Annotated in this window: 23 protein-coding genes; 9 read left to right on the forward strand and 14 right to left on the reverse strand. The window is 47.5% G+C overall.

Annotated features, from left to right (window positions below; genetic code table 11):
- Nucleotides 1–20 precede the first annotated feature (20 nt).
- The 3 genes from ACSHX2_RS13820 to ACSHX2_RS13830 are packed head-to-tail and all read right to left on the reverse strand — an operon-like array spanning nt 21 to nt 4,713.
- Nucleotides 21–641, reverse strand: coding sequence for a hypothetical protein (locus tag ACSHX2_RS13820; protein ID WP_435693540.1), 621 nt, complete (start codon nt 639–641; stop codon nt 21–23).
- Between the two features lie 36 nt (nt 642–677).
- Nucleotides 678–2,081 (reverse strand): DUF1501 domain-containing protein, encoded by a 1,404-nt coding sequence (locus ACSHX2_RS13825; protein WP_435693541.1) that lies wholly within the window; start codon nt 2,079–2,081, stop codon nt 678–680.
- Nucleotides 2,082–2,118: 37 nt separating this feature from the next.
- Complete coding sequence (locus tag ACSHX2_RS13830) at nt 2,119–4,713, reverse strand: DUF1800 family protein (RefSeq protein WP_435693542.1); 2,595 nt, start codon at nt 4,711–4,713, stop codon at nt 2,119–2,121.
- Nucleotides 4,714–4,983: 270 nt separating this feature from the next.
- Between ACSHX2_RS13830 and ACSHX2_RS13835 the strand changes: the two genes are divergently transcribed.
- Together ACSHX2_RS13835 and ACSHX2_RS13840 are read left to right on the forward strand one after the other, a co-directional pair.
- Complete coding sequence (locus ACSHX2_RS13835) at nt 4,984–5,673, forward strand: spermine synthase (protein ID WP_435693543.1); 690 nt, start codon at nt 4,984–4,986, stop codon at nt 5,671–5,673.
- Nucleotides 5,674–5,716: 43 nt separating this feature from the next.
- Nucleotides 5,717–6,673, forward strand: a complete 957-nt coding sequence (locus ACSHX2_RS13840; RefSeq protein WP_435693544.1) for a prolyl oligopeptidase family serine peptidase — start codon at nt 5,717–5,719, stop codon at nt 6,671–6,673.
- 57 nt (nt 6,674–6,730) lie between these two features.
- Here ACSHX2_RS13840 and ACSHX2_RS13845 read toward each other — a convergent pair whose 3' ends face one another.
- The 3 genes from ACSHX2_RS13845 to ACSHX2_RS13855 all read right to left on the reverse strand — a co-directional run bounded on the left by ACSHX2_RS13845 (nt 6,731) and on the right by ACSHX2_RS13855 (nt 11,535).
- Complete coding sequence (locus ACSHX2_RS13845) at nt 6,731–7,168, reverse strand: DUF5069 domain-containing protein (RefSeq protein WP_435693545.1); 438 nt, start codon at nt 7,166–7,168, stop codon at nt 6,731–6,733.
- 157 nt (nt 7,169–7,325) lie between these two features.
- The gene (locus tag ACSHX2_RS13850; protein ID WP_435693546.1) at nt 7,326–10,472 is read right to left on the reverse strand and encodes a DUF7133 domain-containing protein; all 3,147 of its coding nucleotides are present in this window, start codon (nt 10,470–10,472) and stop codon (nt 7,326–7,328) included.
- Between the two features lie 379 nt (nt 10,473–10,851).
- On the reverse strand, nt 10,852–11,535 hold the full coding sequence (locus ACSHX2_RS13855; protein WP_435693547.1) for a hypothetical protein: 684 nt from the start codon (nt 11,533–11,535) through the stop codon (nt 10,852–10,854).
- A gap of 162 nt (nt 11,536–11,697) precedes the next feature.
- Between ACSHX2_RS13855 and ACSHX2_RS13860 the strand changes: the two genes are divergently transcribed.
- The 3 genes from ACSHX2_RS13860 to ACSHX2_RS13870 all read left to right on the forward strand — a co-directional run bounded on the left by ACSHX2_RS13860 (nt 11,698) and on the right by ACSHX2_RS13870 (nt 14,337).
- On the forward strand, nt 11,698–12,090 hold the full coding sequence (locus ACSHX2_RS13860) for a hypothetical protein (protein ID WP_435693548.1): 393 nt from the start codon (nt 11,698–11,700) through the stop codon (nt 12,088–12,090).
- Nucleotides 12,091–12,355: 265 nt separating this feature from the next.
- Nucleotides 12,356–13,309, forward strand: a complete 954-nt coding sequence (locus ACSHX2_RS13865) for a DMT family transporter (RefSeq protein WP_435693549.1) — start codon at nt 12,356–12,358, stop codon at nt 13,307–13,309.
- A gap of 89 nt (nt 13,310–13,398) precedes the next feature.
- Nucleotides 13,399–14,337, forward strand: coding sequence for an MBL fold metallo-hydrolase (locus ACSHX2_RS13870; RefSeq protein ID WP_435693550.1), 939 nt, complete (start codon nt 13,399–13,401; stop codon nt 14,335–14,337).
- A 91-nt stretch (nt 14,338–14,428) separates the two neighbouring features.
- On the opposite strand, the gene ACSHX2_RS13875 is transcribed toward ACSHX2_RS13870, so the two are convergent.
- From ACSHX2_RS13875 to ACSHX2_RS13900, 6 genes are all read right to left on the reverse strand, one after another.
- Nucleotides 14,429–15,451: a hypothetical protein gene (locus tag ACSHX2_RS13875; protein WP_435693551.1), complete on the reverse strand. Its 1,023-nt coding sequence runs from the start codon at nt 15,449–15,451 to the stop codon at nt 14,429–14,431.
- Nucleotides 15,452–15,662: 211 nt separating this feature from the next.
- The gene (locus ACSHX2_RS13880) at nt 15,663–17,348 is read right to left on the reverse strand and encodes a substrate-binding domain-containing protein (RefSeq protein ID WP_435693552.1); all 1,686 of its coding nucleotides are present in this window, start codon (nt 17,346–17,348) and stop codon (nt 15,663–15,665) included.
- Between the two features lie 30 nt (nt 17,349–17,378).
- Entirely contained in the window at nt 17,379–18,473 is a 1,095-nt protein-coding gene (locus ACSHX2_RS13885) for a hypothetical protein (RefSeq protein WP_435693553.1), read from the reverse strand.
- A gap of 138 nt (nt 18,474–18,611) precedes the next feature.
- Nucleotides 18,612–18,884 carry a hypothetical protein gene (locus ACSHX2_RS13890; RefSeq protein ID WP_435693554.1) on the reverse strand — a complete coding sequence of 91 codons (273 nt, stop codon included), beginning with the start codon at nt 18,882–18,884 and terminating at the stop codon, nt 18,612–18,614.
- A gap of 30 nt (nt 18,885–18,914) precedes the next feature.
- Complete coding sequence (locus tag ACSHX2_RS13895; RefSeq protein ID WP_435693555.1) at nt 18,915–19,826, reverse strand: DMT family transporter; 912 nt, start codon at nt 19,824–19,826, stop codon at nt 18,915–18,917.
- A 48-nt stretch (nt 19,827–19,874) separates the two neighbouring features.
- A complete protein-coding gene (locus ACSHX2_RS13900; protein WP_435693556.1) occupies nt 19,875–20,240 on the reverse strand; it encodes a rhodanese-like domain-containing protein in 366 nt (121 codons plus the stop codon).
- Nucleotides 20,241–20,350: 110 nt separating this feature from the next.
- On the opposite strand from ACSHX2_RS13900, the gene ACSHX2_RS13905 reads away from it, so the two are divergent.
- Both ACSHX2_RS13905 and ACSHX2_RS13910 read left to right on the forward strand, forming a co-directional pair.
- Nucleotides 20,351–21,655 (forward strand): OmpA family protein, encoded by a 1,305-nt coding sequence (locus tag ACSHX2_RS13905; RefSeq protein WP_435693557.1) that lies wholly within the window; start codon nt 20,351–20,353, stop codon nt 21,653–21,655.
- Between the two features lie 56 nt (nt 21,656–21,711).
- Complete coding sequence (locus ACSHX2_RS13910) at nt 21,712–22,548, forward strand: M23 family metallopeptidase (RefSeq protein WP_435693558.1); 837 nt, start codon at nt 21,712–21,714, stop codon at nt 22,546–22,548.
- 145 nt (nt 22,549–22,693) lie between these two features.
- Here the strand turns inward: ACSHX2_RS13910 and ACSHX2_RS13915 are convergent, their stop codons facing one another.
- A complete protein-coding gene (locus tag ACSHX2_RS13915; protein ID WP_435693559.1) occupies nt 22,694–23,794 on the reverse strand; it encodes an aminopeptidase in 1,101 nt (366 codons plus the stop codon).
- A gap of 45 nt (nt 23,795–23,839) precedes the next feature.
- Nucleotides 23,840–24,181: a hypothetical protein gene (locus ACSHX2_RS13920; RefSeq protein ID WP_435693560.1), complete on the reverse strand. Its 342-nt coding sequence runs from the start codon at nt 24,179–24,181 to the stop codon at nt 23,840–23,842.
- Between the two features lie 128 nt (nt 24,182–24,309).
- Between ACSHX2_RS13920 and ACSHX2_RS13925 the strand changes: the two genes are divergently transcribed.
- Nucleotides 24,310–25,041: a uracil-DNA glycosylase family protein gene (locus ACSHX2_RS13925; protein WP_435693561.1), complete on the forward strand. Its 732-nt coding sequence runs from the start codon at nt 24,310–24,312 to the stop codon at nt 25,039–25,041.
- Between the two features lie 51 nt (nt 25,042–25,092).
- On the forward strand, nt 25,093–25,734 hold the full coding sequence (gene pdxH / locus ACSHX2_RS13930; protein ID WP_435693562.1) for a pyridoxamine 5'-phosphate oxidase: 642 nt from the start codon (nt 25,093–25,095) through the stop codon (nt 25,732–25,734).
- Nucleotides 25,735–26,018: the final 284 nt, after the last annotated feature.

Raw genomic sequence — 26,018 nt, forward strand, 5'->3', positions numbered from 1 at the left:
ACCAATAATCAGCGTTCTTACTACATTCGATACGAACTCACATCATCATCCGTGAACATTTTACGGTCTTCACCCGCGGAACGTACTTCCATCTTCGTGCTCGATTCAGCGTGGAAGAAATATGGACTCCCCCACTTATCAGTCAACTCTCCCTCCTCATTAATACGAACATTCTTCTCAGAAATAAATGCGATTTTCTTTTTATTTTTACCTAACAAAGCATTCGTAATTTCATAATTGAAACCCGTTGGGAAACACCCTGCATTCGCCACGCTCCGAAAACTTCCTAACAAAGCGAGCACATGATCAATTTCTATCTCTGGAGCGAGCTCGACACTACCGAGCTCGCTAGCCTCAGGCAGTAATTGTTCAGGGTCATTAGGGTCGTTTCTCAGAATAGCAGTAGACTGGTCAAAACCAAAAAGCGCGCTCGCCGAACTGCCTTTTTCTGTCGACTTCAGTGCTCTCGGCGTACGCGTCGACACTCTCTGAATACCACTCTGCGATACGGACGATGCTGCTACTCGTGACGACAATGCTCCTTGATTTTTTGCTTCGTCGCCAAGCTCATCACGTTGAATAAGCAGCAGGCAGCTGATGCAAATCAAGCCGCCTGCTGCTAATGCCAAAATCCACTTCATAGAATAGTTTTGTTACTCTCTTTAGTCCTATGATGACTAACCAAACATCCCTGCGATAGGTGTTTCCGTGGAACCAGAAGTCCAGAAGTTACGAATGTTTGGAACGACTATCTCCATCTCATTATCATTTTCGACCCCGTACCAATACGCTAAGGAAGCATTTAACTCATCGACAGAAGTCGTCGGCAGTTGCCTTCCTCTTCCTGTGTCAGTTAATGCTCCGAGCGCTAATGTTGGATAATCACCAAAGACTTGTCCGCCTGAAACTGGTCCCCCCATCACAATCTGGTTTCCTCCCCAACCATGGTCAGTTCCCCCACCATTGGTAGTGAGACTTCTACCAAAATCAGACGCCGTGTAAGTCACCACTTTGTCGTGGTAACCAATTTCTTTCAGAGCTTCATTGAAGGCAACCAGCGCATCGCTCACCGCCTGAAGTAAGTTGTTATGAGACTCAAGCCCTTCACCATGTAGGTCAAACCCTCCTTGAGAACAGAAGAACGTCTGCCTATTAGCATTGAGCCCATCCACTCCATGAGCCTTGATATAAATCGCCACTTGGCGCAGTTGCTGGCCAAGGTAGGTATTCGGGAAAGGTGTCGCGATATCTGTACTATCTGCGATCGTTTCCAAAATCTCAGTCTGTTCGATCGACCTTGCTCTCACGTGTTCGTGGTGATTTTGCAGCACCGTACTGTAGGCATTCTCTAGGTCTGAATCCACAGCATCTTTGATCGAACTGTTCGTCTTATAAAGATCTAAGCTGTTCACTCCCCCCTTAATAGAAAATGGAATGGAACTTCCACTATCTTGGAAAATGTTACTTCCACTAGGTGAGAGGTTGACCGCAGCGGTCGCATTATTGTTAGCCGCATCGTTGAGAATTTCTAACATCCGTCCACCCCACCCAGTTACTGAACCAGATCGAGTATCGCTGATAGAAGTCTGCCACTGCCTTTGCTGGTCATTGTGAGAATAGAGACCATAAGGAAGTTTCACGGAACTGTCCTGCATTTGGCTCAAGGTGGTAGGCTCAACTAAGGTTCCCACATTGGCGACAAAACTGAGGTCACCATCATCAAAGAGGTTCTTCACCCCCTCCATCCGACGGTGTACATGGTAATCTTGACCGGATACCGAGTCGACGATGCGGTGCATTTCAGCTTGTGGCAGCGCTAAATTCCCACGTGTCGCTACATAATTATCCCATGATGAGCCCAAGCCTGGAGCCAACATATTGAAGGAATCATTACCTCCATGGAAGAAGATGCAGACCAGCCCTTTGTAGTCGGTAATGGAGCCAGAAGGCCTCGCTGCAAATACTTGGTTTACCATCTTCAGTGAGATGATCGAGGAGAGGGCTCCAATCGAAGTCATTTTGCCACAATCCTGGAGAAACGATCTGCGGCTGACATTTTTGTTAAAGAAACTATTTTTCATAATGCTTAAGAAGCTAAAGTTGTTAGATGTGTGATGATTAAAATGAGAGACCGTAGTACGGTGAGCTATAGATCAGTGTCAGAGCCTGTGCGAATTGCTCCTGCTTGTCTGCAGTGGAGCTCTCCACAGAAGAGACCAGGACGTCTCGAGCCTCTTTACTCATTTGCCCATGACAGAGCTCTCGGTTCACATCGCGGACGAATTGTTCGAGTGGAATGTCCATCTCGATCATTCGCTGTAACCAGGTGAACTCCACGTAAGCAGTTTCCTGATTAGTTCTTAGGTAACTCGTAGCGCGAGCATCTTGCATAAGATCTAAACACTCTTCGAAACCGTGAATCACATGGTCCGAAAGGATCTGAGTCTCCGGCGACACAAATTCGATATCAAACACGTTTTTTGCTTCAGCAATCGGCCCACTTCCTGGTGAATGCTCGGTATCATAATAGTTAAACACAGACTGAGCTCTCATCGGAACTTGTCCGAAGTGAGGCGTCATATCGTTTGCTGCGGGCTTCGTCCTTGGAGGATAAAGTAACATGCCACTTGTTGCTGTGCTTGCTGGCTCTAGATAACGGTAAAGCTGGGTCCACTTTAAGATAGGCTCTTTGATACGACCCGAAAGTGTATCTGAGGAGGCGACGGTGACGTTGTCTGAACTAATATTCGCGCTATTGGCTATCCCATTAAACTCGATCACATCGCGCACTTCAGGGTCGAGTAGGATCGCCTTCAGCACATTTTTCATCTCGCCTACTGAGCCATCCCCACCGTATTGCCCTTCGCCTCTCCAGCTTTGGGCCACCCGCGCAACGTACGCGCTAGAAGGATTTGAAGATGTCAGCCTCTTGATGAGTTCGCGACTAATATATGGTGCGGTACTCGAATGGAAAGCAAGTGCATCGAGAGCACTTTTAATGTCTTCACCTCCACTTAAACCAGCTACCAACGCCTCTCCTGTTAGAAGCTCTTTCGCGCTAACATCATGGTAGTCTTCCACCATAACCATCTCATTCTCGTAAGAACCAGATTGCGTAACAGGAGGGGCTAGGAAGTTAGGCAAAGACCCATCTGCATTCGAGAGACTCAGTCCAGTAAAGACTTTAGCCATCTCACGGATGTCATCGTTATCGTAATTTTCGACTAGATCCCCATTACCATCGAATTGGTAATTACCATTTTGGTCTAATGAGTAGACCCCGCATGAGAAGAGCTGCATCACTTCACGGGCGTAGTTCTCATCCGGGAAAATATCTAGTTCCTCGTCGCCTTTACTATTGTGCGCATAGGTTAACCAAACGCCCATGAATGGGTCGTAAGTGATCGTCTGTAAAATATCCCGATGTGATTCAAAGGCATTGTTGAGCAATTTATCGTAATAACTCGTGTAGGACCTCCAAATATCTTTGCGTTCACTATTCCCCCAGTACACGGATGAAGTTACAAAAATTTGACTCAATGCAAATGTCGCACGGTGGCGCAGTTGCTCCTCAGATGAAGTGGCTTGATCCCACCATGCGTATTCAAAATTATGAATATTGATACTATCCACAGGATTGAGCTCGAAGAAGCTTTGGTGATAGAAAGCGCGATCTAAGATATTGGCTCCACGTGGCAGCGCAAATTGAGTATCGATCCATTCCTCACAGGCTTCCATGTGCCCAATCTCAGAAATACGCTTCGCTAAAGTATGTATCTCCTGACGCGAACCACCCATCGATGCTTGAGAAAGGAAATGAGACGCTTGGCACACTTCCAGATAACTTTGGGCTGGGGAAATTTCTAAATAATCCACTCGCCCAAATTCACCATTACTTCGGGTACCAGTAAGTTCGACCACTGATCCATTCTGTAGATAGATCCAGTCGCTCTTATGGCTAGTCAGTGCCTCAATTGTAGGGCCAGCACTGCCGAGATCTTTATTCGCGATCCAACTATCAACACTAACATCATCGACTAACAGTGCGTACTCAGACTCTCCGTCGCTCTCGTCAAAGTAATGCGTGTTAATGGAATAGTAGCCACTTGCCCCCGTGAAACTGAGTGTTGCCGATCCTTCTGTGCCTGTTCTGATCATTGAGCCACCACTCGCCAATGCGGCGGCGCTGACACTATACCCGTTGAGCTGGAGACTTTCCGCTTCTACTATTTCCGAAATAGTAATCGAGTCCACACGTCCATACTCCGCAGCATCTCTAGTAACGGTGAGACTAAGTGTGTCACCATTTTGCAAGGCCACCCTTGGAATCTGCGCAGTCACCACATTCCCCAATGTGACTCCCCCACCTTCTAACATCTGATCAGCCGACCAGGCAGCGATCTCCGTCCCATTCAGCGCAAGTGAATATTCACAAACACCGTCCGTCTCATCAAAATAAGTCACTCCAATATTTGCAAGAATATCTGCGCCACTATATACAGTCGACGCCGTCCCGCTAGCTCCCTGGATCTGAATGAACTGTTGAGCAGATGAGAATCCACTCGCTCTAACAGTATAGCTGCTGAGATTCATCGATTCAGCTTCAATGGTGGTTGGGCTCGCGTCAGCCACACTCAGAGTGGCCCCTATCGCTAGTAATTTTATGCAAGGAGCTGTAGTAAAATACCCCCCCTTATTTTGATGTCTTTTCATTGTATAACTTGGATTTTATTCAATTTCATGAATTTCATGAAAAATTAGAATCCGTCAGGAGAGATTACAGATTCACATAACTCATACATTATAAATACGATACGAGTCAATACACCCGCAGCGTCAACCGTCACCACAAAATGCGACACTTTGAAAGGAGCTACTAAAACCACGAGTAGTCCATATTTGAGCCATGAAAACAAAGCTGCTCTTCATCAAAAAAATCGATCAATACTTGTTGCTCGACGCATTCTGGTGAAGCCTTCACGTATGAAGCCATACGAGAACCTAGCTAAATCCACTTTGCCAGATGGCACGGTGTTCTCTCTCCACAAGCACGACGGGAATTTCTACCTCAAGTACAATGGCTACGAGCTGATGAGTACCTCGCAGACATTCTCAGAGCGCCATCTTGCAGACATTGGACTAGCTCATCTACTCGAAGGTAAATCTACTCGGCCGACCCGCCCACGCGTCATGATCGGAGGCCTAGGCCTAGGCTTCACTCTGAAGCGCACCCTCGAGCTCATTGGCAAGCCAGCTACAGTAGACGTAGCCGAGCTGATGCAGCCAATTATCGAGTGGAACCGGACCTTCCTCGTCGATTTCAATGGCCCTCTGTTAGAAGACCCACGTACTAAAGTCATTGAGGGCGACTTTTTCACGACCATCAGCAACATGCCCAAGAATAGCTACGATGCACTTCTAATCGACATCGATAATACCCCAGACGATCTCATTACTTCCGGCAATGACAAGATGTACTCACCAGATTTCCTCCAGAAGATTAAGCAAACCCTCAGCCCAGACGGCCGTGTCACTTACTGGCTATCTGAACCAGCTCCCAAGTTCAAAAAATTGCTAGGGAAAGCTGGCTTCAAAGTAGAAGAACATGCGTCCAAACCACGCGAACACGCGAAGCGCGCCAGGCATTGCATTCTCATCGGTCGCAAGCAGTGAACCATCGACACTTGATCTAAAAAAACTATCTAACTAAGCACAAATGAAAAAACTACTGATTCCAACTGTAGCCGTGATGGCGGCTTGTTTCTGTACACTTGTCAATGCAGCTACAGACTCAAAGGTCACATGGACTGGCGAAAGATTCTTAGACGTCACCTATAAGGAAGTTAACGGACGTCAGATCAAAATGGACATCTACATGCCTCCAGAGGGCACAGCTGAAAAGGCACCCTTACTCTACTATGTGCATGGTGGTGGTTGGACAACTGGCAGTAAGTCAAAAGGAGGCTTACCGCTGATGCAGCCAGTCTTCAAACAAGTAGCAGAAAAAGGCTTTGTCTGCGCATCCATCGACTACCGCCACTTTAAAGGCAAGAACGGCATACTAATCCGAGACTGTGTAACGGATGCGATCGACGGTTTACGCTTCTTGAAAAAAAATGCAGATAAATACGGCATCGACCCGAACAAAGTAGTTGTTTGGGGCGATTCCGCAGGTGGCCAACTCGCTATGATGTTAGCCTTAACAGACTCATCCACCTTCGATGGCGATCCATCCCTAAAAGGCTACGACATCAAGCCGCTTGCTGGCATGTCCTGGTACGGACCTACTGATTTCACGGACGTAGAACTCTTCAAAACTGATCTCTCAGACAAAGCCCCAGACCGCTTCGGTTTCAGAATCACAGGTAAAGAAGGTGGCTTTGCTAAATTCCCTAAGGAATACAAGGAAATGAGCCCTTACTATTGGATTTCAAAAAATAGCCCGCCGCTGCTCCTACTCCAAGGTGACACGGACGCGACCATCCCCTATGCACATGCGCCTCATCTTAAGAAGAAAGCTGACAGCGTAGGAGCTGATGTCGAAATGGTCATCGTCAAACATGCTGGCCACAACTGGCGTAAAGCTGGCGGACAGCCAGATCCTGGCATCCCAGAGATTCAGCGCATAACCGCTGAATATGCTATTCAGCAAGTCGAAGCCCTAAAGAAGTAGGCCTTCGACTGTAAACCAGAAAGCCTAGGACAATGTCCTAGGCTCTAGCAAAAAGTACTAAATGCGACCTTCCTCGATGTCATAGATATCGAACCAATAGTACACCACTCGTCCTTCTGGTAGATTTTCTGGGATATAGGATTCTAGGAAAACCTGTAGTTCAATTGGCATTTCGCTCACACGTTTACAACGTAGATCATTGTTCCATTGAACAATCTGCTCTGTAGTCAGTGAGCTTGTGAGCTCTTGGATCCAAGCAGCAATTGCGGCATCGTCAGCCCCACTCGCAGCCTTTTCCTTAAACGCTTCCGCGCTGATGCCAGCGAAATCGAAAAACACATTATCGAGCGGGCAATCGAAATGGTACTCACCAGCTGTACCGTTGAGGACTGCGCGGCATTTATCGAGTGTGCGACCAGCGATGACAAAGCCACCTAATGTTGTGCGTGGACTGCGTGGGAATTCTTTAGAGAGGTCGAGTGATTGAATAGACATAATGATGTAATTTGGAGTTATTTCTATGAGAGAGAAGACCAACACTTATTCCATCTTTCATCAGAAAACCTGCACACTTAGATTCAGTTTGTGAAGGTATCAAAAAGCCCCGCCAGTTTCCTGACGGGGCTTACATTTAAAATAAATGAACCGACTATTAGTTCAGCGTTTTGATGTAGGAGATCAGATCCACCATCATCTGGTCTTGCCACTGATCGAATTCAGACGGCATGAAGGACCTCCCATTAACTGGACCGTCAGACTTAATGTCAGCTTTCGGGATAAACGTCTTCTGATTACCACGTTGTGCGATAGTCATACCGAAGTCATTATCCTGATAGAGGTAGCCTTCAACTACAGTGCCATCCTTGCGGGTCACACGGTGTAGATTATAACCACCTTCCACAGCTACATCCGGCTTCACAACAGCGGTGATCAGAGCATGTAGCTCACGGCTTGCTGAACCATCGAGCGCCGGCGCGATATCGTAGCCTTGGTCACCGACTGCGTGACATGTCAGACATGAGCCAAACAATGCCTGGCCAACAGCTGGATTCCCCTTAAGCGTCTGCGCTGCTTTCATGAATTGATCCACTTTTGCGTCGAGCTGTGCCACACGTGCGGCTTCCACCTTCTTGGCTGCAGCGAATACCACCTTCGCGTTTTTGTCCTTCTTCATGTAGCCTTGCACGCGCTGAGCTGAATATAAGTCAAAATCAGTATTAGTAATCAACTTATTCGCGTACAGACTCATCAAGTTCTTAGAGCCAACTGCGGACTGCGAGAGTATTCTAACCACAGATGCCTTATCTACATTTGGCTCAGCCTTGAGTGTGTCTACGAGAATCTTATCCCCCTCTTTCGGGTTTACTCGAATCAATGCGTCAATTGCCTTGAGGCGTATTGGGAATGACAAGCCCGTCTTCAGAGCTAGCTCTGCGTAAAGCTTCGCATTTGCTTTAGCGTCGAGCGCGAGCACAGGCAACGCGGCATCAATGAGTGAACTATCTGAAGTCTTAGCTACGATACTTTTCACTTCTTTCGAAATCACCTTGGACTTCACCATCGCAGCTACATTCATTGTCAGCACTTGACCTTCTACGGACTGAGACTCGATCCCAGCCTTAAGAGCTGGAGTCAAAACTCCCGCTAGGTTCTTAGCATCGATCCGGCTCTGGTTATCAACGGTCAACTTTAGCAAATTCGCAAAATTTTTCGGATTGTTGAAATCAGGTGCTACTACCTTAAGAATATTCTTATCCTTCAGAAGAGCGACAACAGAAACGAAAGTCTCATCATCCATCTTTGTGTCTCCACGCATTTTCCAGAACTTAGCAAAGACATCACCTGAGCCCTGTGCTCCCATTGCCTGGGATGCCCATAATAGGCTGCCGACAGAATAGTCCATCGCCTTGTCGGAATTGAGAAAAGTTGAGAGTGTCTCTGGATATGTTTCGAGGGCCTTGCGAGCAAGATAACGCTCAAAGCTGCGCTCGTACGCACCTCCAAGTGCATTCCCTGGAATGTCTGCCTTAATGGTTGAAACAAGCAACTCGACGATAGCTAGTTCATCGATCTGCACTTCTTCAAGCGTTCTAAGCACCTGTGAACGAACCAAAGTATGATCATCTTCCACAAGAGGCTGAAGCAGGTTCACGACAGTTGAGGCTTCAAGATCAAAGCTGGCGAGAGCGCGAATAGCCTCTCTACGCACATTGTGATCTTCGTCCTGTAAGAGTTGAGCAACAAATGCTTCATCAAACTCAGCAAGTGACTCAAATGCCCAGATCGCGTGAATACGTGAACCGATTGTGTTGTTAGTGTCAGAAGCAATCTTCTTGATTTCAGGAAGCGCACTCTTGACCTGACGGTCTGCAATCTGATGCCATGCTGCACGCTTTTCCCAACGAGTTGGACCAAGGAGGTGCTGAGCTAAGTCTACATCCTCCGCCTCGATCAAGTTCGGCACATTAAGTGGTTTCTGACTTTCATGACGAATTCTCCAGATACGTCCATGTGTTTTATCACGAGTAGGGTCTGTTCGCGGAAGCTCATTGTGAGAGACAATCTTGTTGTACCAATCAGCAATGTAGAGGCAGCCATCTGGGCCAAACTCGATATTCACTGGGCGGAACCATTCGTCATCCGACTTAAGAAGATCTTCAAGGTGTGTCCCGACGATGTTACCTTCTGCATCACGATCCACACGTACAGTATTGATCGTATTGGTGATCGGGTTCGCTAGAAACGCTACATTCTGCCACTCTTCAGGGAAGGTGTTTGTGTCGTCATCGCTAAATGCGAGACCAGATATACCAGTTCCCCCCACACGGAATGGGTGCACCACTGGAACCATTGGTTGGTAGCTACGAAGCTTGTCATTACCGATTCCTAAGAACCCGGTACCAGGCTCCATTGGCACTACTGAGTGACTTTTATCATTTGCCTCTGTGCCGTACCACTGACCATCAGCACGGAGCTGAAAGCCCCAAATGTTATTCAACCCGCTGCTTACGAGCTCAAGGTTCTCACCATCTAGCGAGAAACGTGCAATTTTACTATAGTTGATCTGCTCCTTATTACCTGAAGCTGCTGCTGTCACTTCGCCCATGTTCATCGCTCCATGGGAAAAATGCACCCAGCCACCAGGGCCTCGTACTAGGGTATGCGACATAGTGTGAGTATCGATAAAGCTGAAGCCACTGAGAACAGTCTTCGGCTTGTCATAGATACCATCATTGTTGTCGTCCTCGATATAAAGCATCTCCGAACCGTGCGCCACAAACACACCGTTCTTATAAGGCAGAATACTCTGCGGCATGGTCAGACCTTCTGCCACAATCGGGATTTCACCTTCGACCTGTTTTGTCGGATCATCGATTAGTAAAATTCTATCCGTCCCCCTCTGCTCTAGCTTATAGAGAGCCTTCAATTTTAAGTATTCAGGTTGTTGCCAGAGCTTATCATCTGGTTTCCCCATCTTCGCGCGGATCGTACGGTTCGCTGTGTTTCCAAATGGATCCATCGGATACATCTCAGCAGTCTGGGTCCAGAGCCTCCCAGCATCGTCAAAAGTTAGGTCGATCGGATTGATCACACCATTTTCCTCAGATGCCACGAGCTCAATCACGAAACCTTCTGGTAAGGTGAATGATGCCAATTCCTTCTCTACAGAAAATGGGTCTTTACGTTCTGAGTGCGTAATTTTGATGTAATCTTTGTCTCGGGCGTATGCCATCAGATTCGTTGGCGCAGTCAAAGCAACGCCAGCTACGATGGTTGAGGTAATCTTAATAATATGCATGGTATCCTAGGTAATGGATGTCAGAAATTTAAATGTGTGCCGTTCGCTCTGTGAGAAAAGCCGAAGCGTATGCAGATTACGCACACATTCCAAAAAACTTTTCAAATTCTTAGCATTTAGATAAGCCTGCTTCAAAGAAATAGTTAAAACACTCAAAAACATTGATTTCATATAGAACAGACCTTGTTGAATTAAGCTCAACTTTAAGCTCTGTCAAATCGAAGAGCTAGACGAAACCCCACAACATAATATGCGAAAACCACATCACCCTTTATTGCTAGAGCACATTACTGAAACGGAATTCAGTCTTCGAACCTCTCCTAGCACTACCTGATTTCACTAAATGCTTCAAAACTCTTGGCAGCCTAAAGAACCCTCATCAGTTACTACAACCTTCACTATCAATCACGGCTTCGAACTCACCGATGCGATAGTACAAACCATCAAAGTAGGCTCTAGCTCCATGATAGTAGCCAGAATTAATCGCCTCCACGTCCACTGTACTGGAATCATAAGCTTTGCTAAAGTTAACCCAAGTCACGTCCTCTTTCTCTTCCACCAGACCCTTATCCGTGAATCTAGCAGCAATCGTATTAGTCACAGCACTTCCGGTCAATGTACCCATGTGATAGGTCGGCCCTCGAACAACGCTGATTTCAAAGTAGATCGTACCATTTTCATTCGTAAGAATACCTAGAGTCCCGCCATGACCATCACTGTAAAGGCCGTCCCACGTGCCCTCCTTAGGTTTCACGCTCGCTCGCACATTCAGATACTCGGATCTACTCGCTGTGAGATACTCTAGCATTTCCCAATAACCTGCCGTTCCTTTCTCTGCCTCCAAACGCTTCTCAGTATCCACCTTGTGCTTAAGCCACTCCTGTTGAGATTTCTTGATCTCCTCAAACACATATTCCGGCAAAACCTTTTTTGCCTTCTGGTAGTTGGCATTCAGTTCCTTATCAGCCTGCACATAAAGCGCTTTGGCCTCTCCAGCTTCATCTGCAACAAGCGATAAACTGGACCATATTAACACGAGAATAGCGAAGACACTGGATTTCATAATGAGTAGGTAATTGAGACATCCCTCTAACATCTAAAAAAATGCACATCAATCACTTATCTACAGAGCGACCTATTTCACTTTAAGCGCATAGCAAAGCTGTTTGACATGCAACCAGACAGCCCCATAAAGAACGCGCTGACAAGCACCCACTCACTTACTATGGCAAAACCTAAAGGATACACCTCCATCGAATTCGACGTCTACGCAGCTCTCGATTGGGACCGCGACAAAATCATTCTCGCTCTCGATGTCATCCGCAAAAAATTCTGCGAACCACAAGATCTCGCTCGCCACGGTTTGAGCGCCCATATCATGCCCCGTGAGCTTCCGCAGAAGCCAGCTGAACTCTACCCTGTGCTGGGCTTGGTTATCCCTAATACTAAATACTTCGGGCACTTCGACCCACATTCTATCATTACCTTCTTTGATGAATGGAGACGAAACCACGAAATCCCAGAATTACTGGAAGAAACCTCAGGCGTAGGCATTCCTAGCTGGGAGCAACTACTCAAGCAAGAGACCTTCCCGGTCGACCCCCGCACCCTCTATTAGTGAAGCTGATAGATTATTCTAGAGCACACAGGCTTGACAGCTGGAATCATTTCTTATTGATTCCCAGCCACATGCATTCCGCAGCTAAATCACTCGTCATGATCGCACTCCGCTGGCTCCTACCAGCGCGGGTCGTAAATGAGTGTGCTAAGTTCTGAATGCATTTCCTAACTAACTCTAACCGACCCGCCTTGGATTCACCGATGCGGGTCTTTTTTTGTGACTGAGTCATCGGGTATCTGGGTGGGCAAATGGAGATAATCCTATGTCTAGACCACCAAACATACCAACGTCGTTCGCCATACCATCATTGGTGATCCTCGGTTCCTTTTTATTCTGCTCAAAAGGAATCATAGTAAAGCTCATGTACGCTGAGGGCCTCGCTCCTAGTGGCGTGATGGCTTTGCGCATGCTTGCAGCAACACCTGTTTTTTTGGTGATGGTGGCTCTTCATTGGAAAAAACTCGCGACAATTCGTCGTAAAGACTGGGGATTGATGGGTCTCCTCGCCTTCATTGGCTACTATCTTTGCTCACTCGTAAACATGATTGGGCTACAGTATGTCAGCGTCGGCTTAGAGAGAGTCATCCTCTTTAGCTATCCGACCATTGTCATCGCGGGATCAATCTTGTTCCAGGGAGCACGGCCCAGCATTAGAACCTATATCGCCAGCGGCCTCACCTGGGGCGGACTAAGTTTAATCATTCATAATGAAATCAGCTTTGCGGGAAATGCCAACGATGTCCTTTACGGCAGTGCCATGGTCTTGCTCAGCGCGGTCATCTACGCAAGCTACATCATGATTGCTAAACCCGTTATCCAGCGCGTTGGAGTCCAGCTCTACACAGGTCTCACCATGACATTCTGTGCAGGAATCATCATAAGTCATTTCAGTATAGAAAATGGTGACTTCAGCAGCTTATTCGCTTCCCAAGAAATCATTTCTTATGGAGTGGCTATAGGCATCGTTGGCACCGTAATCCCATTGCTATTACTTTCCTACGCTTTGTCTAAGACAAGCTCGTCTTCCTACGCTGTCATGTCATCGATTGGACCAGTACTTACGATAGGACTTTCACTAGTCTATGTGGGTAAATTGCCAGACATTATGCAGTTCTGTGGACTCGCTCTCGCTGTAGCTGGAGGCATCTTCGCCTCCTTCCAAAAAAATAAGACCCCTAACAAAGAAACAAATACGCTGAAGCCATCGAGAGCATAAGTAATAAATTCACCTGCACGAAAATACGGAGAAAAATATTTCGCATCTTTTCTATTTCTAACGCACAATGGTTAGGAAAACCCTAAGTAATGCCGAAGAAAGAAAAAAAGAAAGACTACGCTGGAGTCCTCCCAAAAAAGGGCTGGGTCAAACGTAATATCCACTTTTTCGGTAAACGTATTTTCGTGCAGGTTTTTAAAAAACGTCTCGGCGAAGCCAAGCACGCTGTGCTCGACCCTCCCGCTGAGGGCATTGCCCGCATCACATGGATTGGCCATGCCTCCTTCCTTTTACAATTCGCCGACCACTCGGTACTTATCGACCCAAACTGGGCACACTGGCACGGATTCGTTAAACGCCAACGGAATCCTGGTCTCGGAATCAATTTCCTGCCCCACATCGATCTCGTACTCGTCAGCCATGCTCACTTCGACCACCTTCATAAAAAGTCGCTCAAAATCGTCGACTCACGCGAGGGAATCGTCGTCCCCAAAGGCAGCCGCAAACTCGTCGAAAAACTCGGATTTCATAAGGTCTTCGAAATGGCCCTCTGGGACAATCTTACATTCGATGACCTAACAATCACTCATACTCCAGCCCACCACTGGGGCGCTCGTTACCTTCACGACACTCACCGCGACTACGGTGGCTACATCGTAAAATCTGGAGATCTCACTGTCTTCCATTGTGGTGATAGTGCCTACTTCGAGGGCTTTAAAGAAATCGGGGAGCGCCATCACATCGATATAGCTCTCATGCCTATTGGAGCGTATAACGCACCCAGTGGACGCGATGTACATATGAATCCAGAGGAAGCGATCAAAGCCTTCCTCGAACTCGGTGCCGAGTACCTCATCCCTATGCACTATCGTACATTCCCTCTAGGTAATGAACCCTACGATGAACCAGAGCATCGCCTAGTCGCCGAAGCTAAGCGTCTTGGCATAGAAGACCGAGTCATCGTATTAGATGAAGGCGTCGGTATTGAGCTAGAAGGTAGCTATAGCTCTGCTGGGGAAAATATTTAACGCAAGTCGAGCTCACCTCACCTACACAAATTACTTGGTGCATCCTTCTATCGGGCAAACCTAATCAACCATTTCGTCGAGTAGGCCACCTTTATTTAGATATTGCCTCACTATTAGGAGACTCTAGAACAATTGAGTTTTGCTTGGTGACCAATATTTCTGTATCAGAAGCCCCTTCCTCCATTAATTTTTCAAATAAGGGTTTCTCAATACTAACGAATGAGTCGTTCTCTTCTAAAGGTTCACTCTCAGACGCTATAGGATTTTCGACCTCAACAGGATCTATGAGGATCGACTCTGAGAACTCTGATGTATATTCATCTGATTCAAGAAGGTGAAATGGATGTATCTCGTCAGAAAATTCAACTTCCTTGAAGACGTTATGCCTAGAGACAATGTCACCGATTGAAGGTTCATCGCTCATAGCATAGACGCCTATGCTAATCGATAATAGAAGGATAGCAGCCACTCCTATGTAACCTTTACCAATACTTGGGGCTTTGTTCACACCACCAGACACTTCTGGGGATAACACCATTTGACACACTGGTACTGTAGCGTCCGAAGGCAACATCGATGTAGAGAGCATACTCCGCATAGTACTCAGAGGAACTCCCATTAGAATCGCAATAGCCTGCTCCAAACAAATACAAGGTTTCATCATCGTTTCATAAGCCCAACAAATAACTAACCTATCCTCTCCTCCATCATCATCCTTATAAAGCATATAGCGATCTAGTGAATGTCTCGGATCTGGGACGCGTAAATTAAGTAAAATAGGTGTCACCTTATCATCAATAACACCATCTTGCAACTTGCGCCGCAGACGAATCCAGCCCTCTATCAGCCGCATCAACTCAGCTTTCGGTATTCCACTCATTTCCTTCACTGGTTTTGCCAGCTCCATCACATTAGTCTGCGTGGTCGAAAGCGCTTCATAACGTTTTACCCCACGCTTTAGCTTTACGATATTCGGAAACATCACCCCAAAGGACTCTGCTAGCACCGTTTGGACTGAACAGTCGTCGTAATCTAACAGCTTTATCGGAGATTTAAGACCGGGGGTCTGGACTAGAGACCACGCCTTCACGTCAATTATTAAACAATCGTTCACACACATAAGAGATTGAGGTTAGGAACCTTACTAAACGATTGAATAAATAACGTCAAAGCTATTCGACATCTACCCCCTTATGGGGGGGTGCCATTTCTAACTAGAACTACCACAACAATAATCCGAATAATCTACAGAGATTAAATAAAAAAACCGCACGAACCAAAAGGCTCGAGCGGCTGTACGTATAGGAGATTTAACTACTATGAAACTAGTTGCGCTTGAGCCAGATCTCGACGCGACGGTTCTGCGAGCGACCATCTTCTGAGCCGTTGTCAGCTACTGGCATAGCTTCACCGAAACCGGCTGAAATAATATTAGTCACGCCCTTGGCCTCGAGAAGTTCACGTACCGAATCAGCACGCTCCTTAGAAAGGCGAAGATTAGCAGACTGGCCGCCAACACTATCAGCAAAGCCGATTAGTACGACTGAAACACTCTCATTCCCTGAGTTTGCTAAAGAGCTAGAGAGGCGGTCGAGGTTGTTAATGGAGTTAATATCTGGCTCGTTAGAGCCTTGAACAAATCGGATATTGGCCTGTGTGTCCTTACGGTCTCCCACCACAATATGGTCCTTATATTCTTGAGGGACACTTGGATCAGCTAGCAGTTGCTTTTTGAGACTCTCAGCGTTGTTCTGGTCCTTCTTCGTGGAAAGCCCCTGACCTACGAGGCCAACTCGGTCCACTACTGCTTGCCCTTCGTTAGACATGACAAACTTCACGAAATCACGTGCCACTTGGCTCGAATCGATTGGAAGATAGAAGTAGAGAAGACGAGCGAGTGGATAATCCTGGGTCTTTACAGTAAGACGCGTCGGCTGAAATGGACGTGCTTCTTCACCAGATTGAACCGCGAGACCTTTGACTGAAGAATCTACGTAAGCGAGACCAGTAAAACCAATACCGCCTTTGTTAGATGCCACGCTGCGAACCAATAGTGACGAATCCTCGAAACGTTCCACATTTTTTTCAGTGAGGCTAAGCTTAAATGGCTTAAGAACGCGGGACTTAAAAGTATCCCAGGTACCAGATTGCTCATCACGCGCATAGACGTAGACCTCTTGGTCTGGACCGCCCAGCTGCTTCCAGTTAGTGATCTTTCCTGAGAATAGCTGAGCCACTTGCTCCACGGTCAGAGACTTAATTGGATTTGACCGATTGAGAACTACAGCCACGCCATCAAGTGCGATTGGGAACTCTGATGCTGCAGTACGCATATCACCAAAACCCGCTTCTGTTAGCTTCACCTGCTCTTTGTCTTTCATCGGACGTGACGCCATGCCGATGTCACAAAACTTACCATAGAGTCCCACTTTCTTGTTCGCATCAGTCTCATCGAATGCCGTAGAAGAACCGTGTGCTTTAATTTCAACAACTCCGAGCTCTTTCTTACCTGGGCGTCTGTAGGTGATTTGCGACTCGACACCCTCACGCTCAACAGCAATTTCGGAGTAGCCACGTTTCCCTAAGAAAGCCATCACTAGCTCAGGTGCTAGCGATGCACCAACGGTGTTAGAACCATGAATACGGAGAGTGGTCACAAGCTCAGGCTCTGACACATCCACTCCCATGCGCACAGCGAACTGCCTAGCAACTTCAGCTTTACTCTGATTCTGCATGGAAGCGATAATGGTGAACATACGATCGCGATCTTTGTTCTCTTCATCGATCATGCGCTTCGCTTCAGCTGGAGCATCAGACGTTGCTCGGAGCATACCTGAAGCAGTCTCCTTAGCATGCGATGTTGACTGAAGATAGCTAACGAGAGCCGTACGACTCTCCCTACTTTGTTGGAGGCTAGCGAATTCTTCCTTTTGTGCATCAGCGTGCACGAAAGAAACAACCATAGCCATCATTAACCCGACGATCCAGGTAATCTTGCGATGTGTTTTCATTGTGTGTTAGTCGTATTGAGAGATTTTCAGTTATTGGATCATATCACCTAACAGATCTACTCTATCTCTAGCCTGCGTATCCTCGAACATGTTTTCTAAGGAGACTGATTCATCTTTTTCCGAGGTGTTTGGAGACCCTTCAGCTGTGCTCTTAAGATCTACGTTTGGCGCTACACTTGGAGCATGAATGAGAGCAGCCTCTAGACTCGGGACTGGAGTAGTCCCTTCTTTATCTACCAGTACTTCGCTCACTATTTCCTCCACCCCGATAGGAGCCAGTTCTTCAGCCACCTGCTCTTGAAACACTAACGAATCGCTGGCCAAGTCCTTTTGTCCCAGCTCAACTTCATCATTGAACTCAGGCTCCCCAGAAATACCAATGGATTGCTGATTATTTAATGAAAGTGCTTTCGAAATACCATAAATGCCTAGGGAAAGCATCACCACGCTGATAGCAACAATGCCGAACATCACTCTGTAGTTTCCTGCACTACCAATGCTGTTGTTCACCTTATTCTCGTCTTCGTCAGCTACAGCAGAAACAACCATCTGTCCGACAGCCACTGTGGATGTTGTTGGAGACATCGATGTAGATAAAATACTTCGCATGTGACCCAGCGGGACATCCATCAAAATAGAAATTGCCCGTTCTAAAGAAACAGCGGGATTATCTTTAGTCTCGAAGCCCCAACGTATGATGAGTCGCTGTTCGTCGCCTTCTTTATACAACATATATCTATCCAAAGACTGACGCGGGTTTGGCACCCGAAAGTTCAAAAGAATAGAGCTCACCTCTTTAGGGATTTCACCCTCCTGCAACTTACGGCGGAGACGAATCCAACCTTCCATTAAACGCATCATCTCCGCTTTCGGAATGTCATTCATGTTTTTAACTGCTACAGCCTTCAACAGGACATCCTCCTGATGAACGTTCATTGCCGTATAGCGCTTCACCCCACTATTCACTTCAACAATGTTCGGAAACATCACACGAAAAGACTCAGAAAGTATATTCTGCACCTCTGGACTATCATAAGGCACTTGATGCCTAGGTGCCCTCAAACCAGGACTTTGCACTGGTCTCCACTGCTCTGTATCGATAATAGATAAATCCCTCTTACTCATAGCCCGTGACAACTAACAGGCGACAGTCGGGGAACTAGGGAATTAACGTGACAGATGCGCCACGAACCCTTATTTAATAAGGATTCGGAAACATTACAACCTCGTACAGTCAGACACTTACGAACACGTAATCGTGTTCTACTTTGGAGTATCGCGCCCCAGTTTTTTATCAACTGATTCAAGCAGTCTGTATGAACAACGCTTGCGCTGATACTTGCGAAAAAGGACATCGCGAAGTTGCTCCCAGAGCGCCTCACTTACTTCATCAATATCTTCCCAATCAGGGCGGTTAGTACGTGAACCTTTCAGAGCCGAAGCAAAACGCCATTCCTTAGCAAAGAATACCGCTTTATAGATGCGTGTACCTTCTTCGGTATCCTCTCTCCACTCGTGACGTTCTTTACTTGGCATATGCAGAGTGTCCCAAAATTTGCGACAATTTCAATCTCTATTGCTCTTCGTTAGAGTCGCGTACAAAGCAGAGCCTATTACCAGAGTTCCTCCAATAAATAAGCCCCACCCAGCCGACTCACCCTCAATAAAGTACAAAGACTGGAGAACTCCAGAAATAGGGACAATAAAACGGCAGCTCGCCAATAAATGCACCGGGTAGAGTGTCGAAATATGATTCCACAAGGCAAAAGCCGTCGCCGACACCAATGCTAACCAGGCAGTCATCAGCAGTACATAGCCATCAAACAAAAGCATCATCTTCTCAATCGCCGGCACCCCCATCAGACATAAGCAAACACCACCCAGAAATAGAGAAAACCCAGTTGCCGCACGCGCTCCCATCGTTGGTTTTATTTTTGAAAACACCACCACTCCCACAGCTCCAAAGAAGGTTGAAATAATGATACAGAGAGCTCCTAACAAAGGGCTCCCGGCTCCTGCCCCTGGAGCATAGACTGCAATACTCACTCCAATCGCGCCGACTAACAGCCCGTACCACTGCCGCCACCTTGGCCAGGCGGCGCCCAGCATCACTGGAGCTAAGAGCATCCACCAAAAACTCCCAGTAGAAACCATCAGCGCCGCCAAACTCCCACTCGCTAGCGAAAGCCCAAGATAAAAGAATATATACTGGAGCAGTGTTTGTCCCAACGACAGTAACACGATGTACTTTTTCGGTGTAGCAATCCACTCAGCGATCGGATTCCTAGCTAACAAAAGTAAAGCGCCACCAGCCACGACAAAGCGCACACCAGCAAAGAGCCATCGGTCATAGAGGTCTATCTCCACCCCTTGCTCAGCCCAGTGCTGATAAACTAGTTTGATGCATGGAAACGCACTACCCCACAACAATGCACAGAGAAGCACTGGTAGAAAAACAAAGTAGAGTGGTCGCGGCATGAGCCATCAAACTCCCACCTATACTCGTCAATAGCAAGTCAGCAAGAGTTACTCACCCTTGTCCACTGGGTTTCCTGAGTCCTCCCAAGCCATCATTCCCCCGTTCATATGATAGACCTTCTTAAAGCCCAGCTTTTCGAACACCTTTACAGCCTTTCGCCCTCGTGCTCCGCTAAGGCAGTGCACGATGTAGACCTTGGACTTATCCATCTTTCCTAACTTTTCTTTAAAATCTTTCGCCGTAACATCTATGACAATAGCTCCTTTGATATGTCCCTCAGCGTACTCCTCAGGCGTCCTAGCATCTATCACTATCGGTACCTCCTTTGAGTCCAGTAATTCTTCAACCTGCTGCGGAGTGACATCAATCACCTCTGTGTCTGCAAGCACTGATGTTGAGAGTGTGACACACAATACACTGAATAAACTTAGGTATTTCATAGCGCCGACTACTGTAACTATATTCCTCGTTTCTTCTCAAGCTCAGACTTCACATTCTGATATCTATCAGTACACTGATATCTGTGAAACGCATCATTCCAATCGCGCTACTCTGCCTTGCTCTACCAAACTGCAGCAAAAAAGAAACGACCAAACCTCTTGATGAGAGAACTGCTCGAGAACTGCCCGAAGGGCAATCTACAGGCGATTTCTCAACAGAAGAAGTCACCATACGTGAAGGAAATGATGCTATAACAAATGCCATAGAGCTCGAGAAGTCCCTCGAAACCAGTAATGCGGGGGATTACCTAGAGCGACTTAGCGGACTCTTCGAATCAGCTCAAAAAGAGAATGACCTCAGTGCTATCAAAGCAGTTGTTGGTACAAACACCCTGGACGAAGAACAACTGGAGCAACTCCAGAATTTGCTGAAAAATCACGTAATCGACCCCGCTGCACCTTTCGAACAAATTGGTGAAATCACTGCCAACAAACACGCACGCTGGGCAATCAACCTTAAGGACTCTGACCCCATTGTAGTCGATGTTAAACGCGACCCGACCGGCAATTGGAAAGTTGATAAAATCGTCCTTCCGAAAACTCAAGACCTTGCTGGGAAATTCAAGCCCGAGCTGGCAAACAAAGAAACAGACGCTCTCAACTACACGCACGCATTCCTAAAAGGCCTACTCGACTTAGATTTTAAAAAAGCCAAATCGATGGTCGACACCTCTAACATTTCAGATGCGAAACTTGCCGGGCTTTGTATCATTTTTGAAGAAGCTGAGTATAAACTCGACCCTAACAAACCACTCCGCGCCCTCTTCATGCGCGACACCGCGGCGGGATTCTATGTTAATGTTATTTCTAACAGCGGAGAGAAAGCTGCTCAGTTCTCAATCATAGCTCAACGTGAAAATGCAGACGGAGCGTGGAAAATTTATGAAATCAACCTCGACTCCCTACTCGGAGACTATGCGAACCGTGTCACTGATGGAAACGTCTACTTCACACCACTTCTTAAAAACCCTGAGGGCGGCGACACTCTCGTTATCTACTTTGAGTTTGATTCAGAAGGACTCACCGAGCGCACAGAGAAACAGCTTGGTATAGTCGCTAGCATTCTTTCTGTAGACCCTAACAGAACAATCACCATCTCTGGCCACACTGACTCTAAAGGTAGTGACCAATACAACAACTCCCTCTCTAACCAGCGAGCGAGCGCAGTAAAAAGCTATTTCCAAGCCAATGGTGTGGCCCCCTCACAAGTAATCACAGAGGCACATGGCGACCACCGACCACGCCTACCAAACACCAAGTCAGACGGCTCAGATAATCCAGATGGGCGTCGCGCAAACCGCCGCACAGAAATCTACCTCGACTTCTAACTCTCGCTCACCAGCCCGAGTATCCACCATCCAATCTCAACAAAACCTTACTTAGAATGCCACGCGTTCTCTCACGTTTAGTCCCAGCCCTCATCATGGGACTCTTTCTCTATGTAGGCTACTTCGTGCTCACTACGCACAGCGTACCAGACACTCCCGTGCAGGGATTTAGGAATTGGCAGGAAGCGGATGCCCCCTACGGCTATCCAGTGGGATCCAGTGACACTCCACAAAAGTTTCACCCGCTGATGCACCTTCACTCCCCCTTCGAATCTGCTCTCATCCCGACAGCTCCGCGCATGGACCACGCTATGGGATCAGAACACGGGGCACTCACATACAATGCACAGAAATTCATGGAAATGAATCAAACGCGCGGAGGCATGCACATGGGTGATGACGTCAATGGCATCGGCGGCCAAAACTCAGACTACGGAGACCCAGTCTATACCGTGGCCAATGGGCTAGTTGTCTACGCTGGAACACCCTCACCCGGCTGGGGAAAAACCGTCATCCTTGCCCATCGCATGCCAGACGGCCGCATTCTTCACAGTATGTACGCCCACCTCCACGAAATTTCCGCTGCGCTCAATGGCTACGTTGGTCGAGGCTCTCAGGTCGGCACTGTCGGCAGTGCAGGCGGACGCTACCTAGCACACCTCCACCTCGAAATGCGCCATACCGATGGCATATCGAACCAAGCTGGATACTCGATGCACCCATTCGACCGGCTTGATCCAGAAGACACCATTCTCGCCAATCGAAATGCAGCTCCAGAACAGCTCAACCCTTCCGTGTTAGAAATACTCCAGGACTCTAATAAAAAGCATTTCCCAGAAATGGATGCAGAGTCAGCCCTAAGACTCCAAGAGTTCTTTCAGAGGTCTAAATAGCATTGCCCAACCGTTATAATTGGCCGCATAAATGAGTGACTCTTTTAGGGCTCTTTTCCCATTTCTAAATGCCCCCTAGCAAGTCCTACAACGTAAACGTCATGAGACTAGAGTGAATTTTCAAAACGAGGCTAAAAGAAGCTCTCTAATAATTCAATTTCTCCAAAGACTTCGGTAGAAACACACCGTCCTTGCGGATGAGTTTCCCATCAAAGAAAATCTCACCACCACCCCTCTCCTTGCGCTGGATTGAAACCATATCCCAGTGGACTTGTGAGCGGTTCGTATTATCCGCCTCTTCGTAAGCCTGACCTGGAGTAAAATGGAAGGAACCCGCGATCTTTTCATCAAAGAGAATATCACGCATCGGCTCCATGATCTTAGGATTAAAGCCAAGAGCAAATTCACCGACATAGCGAGATCCCTCATCCGTATCTAAAATTTTATTCAGCTCCTTGGTCCTCGAACCAGCATCGGCTTTCACAATCTTACCCTCCTTAAATTCGAGTCTGATATTATCAAACGCGATCCCCTGATAGATTGTCGGAGCATTGTGAGAAATCACACCATTCACACTATTTTTCACAGGCGCTGTGAAAACCTCGCCATCAGGAATGTTATAGTGGCCACAGCATTCAAGCGCGGGAATATCTTTAATAGAAAATGTGAGGTCAGTCCCATCACTAACAATATGCACTTGGTCTGTCTTCTCCATTAGGCGTTTCAGCGCGCGCGCTGGCGAGAGAAGTGCCTTATAGTCTAGTAAGCACACATCGAAATAAAACTGCTCAAATGCTTCAGTACTCATCCCAGCTTGTTGCGCCATTGCTGGGTTAGGCCAGCGCAAGACACACCACCTCGTCTTTTTTACACGGTGATCCATCACAGGGCTCATCTGCTTCATAGCCGTCGCCATATTCTTCGCAGGGACATCGCTCAGCTCAGTGATATTATGAGAACCACGTAAAGCAATGTACGCATCCATGTCCTGCATCTCCTTTAGCTGGTGCTCTGCAATCGCTTCATATTGCGCTTCCGTAGCCCCCATCAGCATTTCCCTATTCAGCTTCGCGTGGTTTACTCTCAAAAATGGAATTGCCCCCTTCTTGCGAGCCTCGCGGATCAAAGCGATGCCGATTTCATCCGGCACTTCCGCTACATCTATCAAGACCTTTTCACCACGCTTCAGCTGCGTAGAATACTTTACTAACTGCTGGGCTAAACGGTCAATTCTTGGGTCTTGCATAAGCTTACTTTCCGCACTGATAGGCTCTTGTCAATCTCCCCACCACTAATCCTCTAAAATCATCTGCACATACCCCATCTCAAACCACACCACTTTGCCCTTGATATTGATTGGCCCGTTAGAGGCCGTGCCGCGGATGTAAACCCGCTCCCCTATCTTCACAACTGATGGGCTCGTAAGTATCCAATGATCCTGCGTGTTCTTCTGATTTTTGATTAACTCATGAGACATTTCCCCGCGTAGAATCACAGTAATTCTACGGCCACCAAACACCTTCTTATCCACCTCCACTGCTGGATCCTTGATAATCACTTGCGGAGTAGATTGAGCATGGAGAGCTCCCAAACACGCCGACAAACACAACATAGTACGAACAATCACCTTCATTTCTAAAAACCTAACAATTCCAGAATAGACTCAAAGCACAAAGATTTATTAAGGACAGAGGTAAAGCTCCACCTGATCCGCACCACTTTTCACTTCACACTGCCCACTTCCACCCGCATAGATCAGACATGCCAACTGAGCTTGAAGCCGCCGCACTAGAACTCATTGAAGAACTTTCTCCCCTCACCTTTTCTGAGCCAGTCACCCATACCTACAATCCACTAGAATATGCTTGGGCCTCTCATAGCGAATACCTCAGACGTTACGCGCAGGGAAATAAACGTGTGCTCTTTCTTGGCATGAACCCTGGGCCGTGGGGCATGTCTCAGACAGGTGTCCCCTTTGGCGAAATCCCAGCCGTGCGCGACTGGATGGGCATCGAAACCAAGGTCGAAAAGCCTATGAACGAACACCCGAAGCGCCAAGTCGAAGGCTTTGCCTGCCAGCGATCGGAAGTCAGCGGTCGCCGACTCTGGGGCCTCTTTTCCGATCACTACCCGAAAGCCGATGACTTCTTTGTCGACCATTTTGTCGCCAATTTCTGCCCCCTCGTATGGATGGGTGAAACTGGCCGCAATATTACGCCCGACAAACTCCCAAAAGCGGAGTCTGCTCCAGTCGATATTGCCTGCCGCAAGCACTTAGCTAAAATGATCACTCAGCTCGAACCCGAGTTCCTCATCGGTGTCGGCGCCTTCGCCGAGAAGCAGCTCAAAGCCACTGTCAAAGAACACTTACCGAACAACACCGCAACCATCGGAAAAATTCTTCACCCATCCCCAGCCTCACCACTCGCCAACAAAGGCTGGCCCCATGTGCCTACCCAACAACTCATCGACCTCGGTATATGGACTGACTAAGTCATGTATCATAATACTTAAAACTTAACACGTGCCCAAGGCACAATCATAATGGACCTCTCAGACTACCGCAAAGAATACCTCAAGAACGCACTCACACGCTCCAGTGCCGAAAGTAACCCTTTTGAACAATTCACCAAATGGTTCCAACAAGCTGTCGACGCTAGCTACCCTGAGCCGAACGCCATGTCGCTCGCTACCGCTAGCGCCTCCGCAGCCCCGTCCTTACGCACTGTTCTACTCAAATATTTTGATACATCAGGCTTCGTCTTTTTCACCAACTACCAAAGCCGCAAAGCTCAAGAGATCGCCGAAAACCCACAGGTCTCCTTACTTTTTCCATGGATCACCTTAGAACGCCAAGTCATCGTCCTCGGTCGTATCGAAAAAATCTCCGAGAAGGAATCACTTGAATACTTCCGCAGTCGCCCGCACGACAGCCAGCTCGGAGCCTGGGTTTCTAACCAAAGCTCAGTCATCCCTGGCCGAGAATGGCTTGCGACGCAGCTTGACGAACTCAACCAGAAATACGCGGAAGGCGAAGTCCCACTACCACAATTCTGGGGCGGCTACCGCGTCATCCCCCACCACATCGAGTTCTGGCAAGGCGGCCCAGCACGCCTCCACGATCGCATCCTCTACACCCGTGATTCAAACGATGCTGAATGGTCCATCGACCGGCTCTCACCTTAAAACGGATAAAGGCTCTTATACCAAACTGAGTTCCAAAAGAGGCAAATGTGATTTTAATGAAGCTTGGGGAATAGCGCGTTGCGAAAGAAGTGAAGGCTGGGCGCTATCCTGTTGAATCTACGTTATTCCTCAGTCACGGTGCTCGCACCGCTCCTTCTTCACGCCTTGATTGACCAGGAAACCACTCCAGAATTAGTCTCTTTTGAATCGGGTTCTGTCGGGCTTGTTGAGTGTGATATAAATACTTCATGCCAGCGAAGTTCGTCAATGTAGACCGTCGCAGT

This window comes from Rubritalea sp. (assembly GCF_051252225.1).
Classification (GTDB): Bacteria; Verrucomicrobiota; Verrucomicrobiia; order Verrucomicrobiales; family Akkermansiaceae; genus Rubritalea.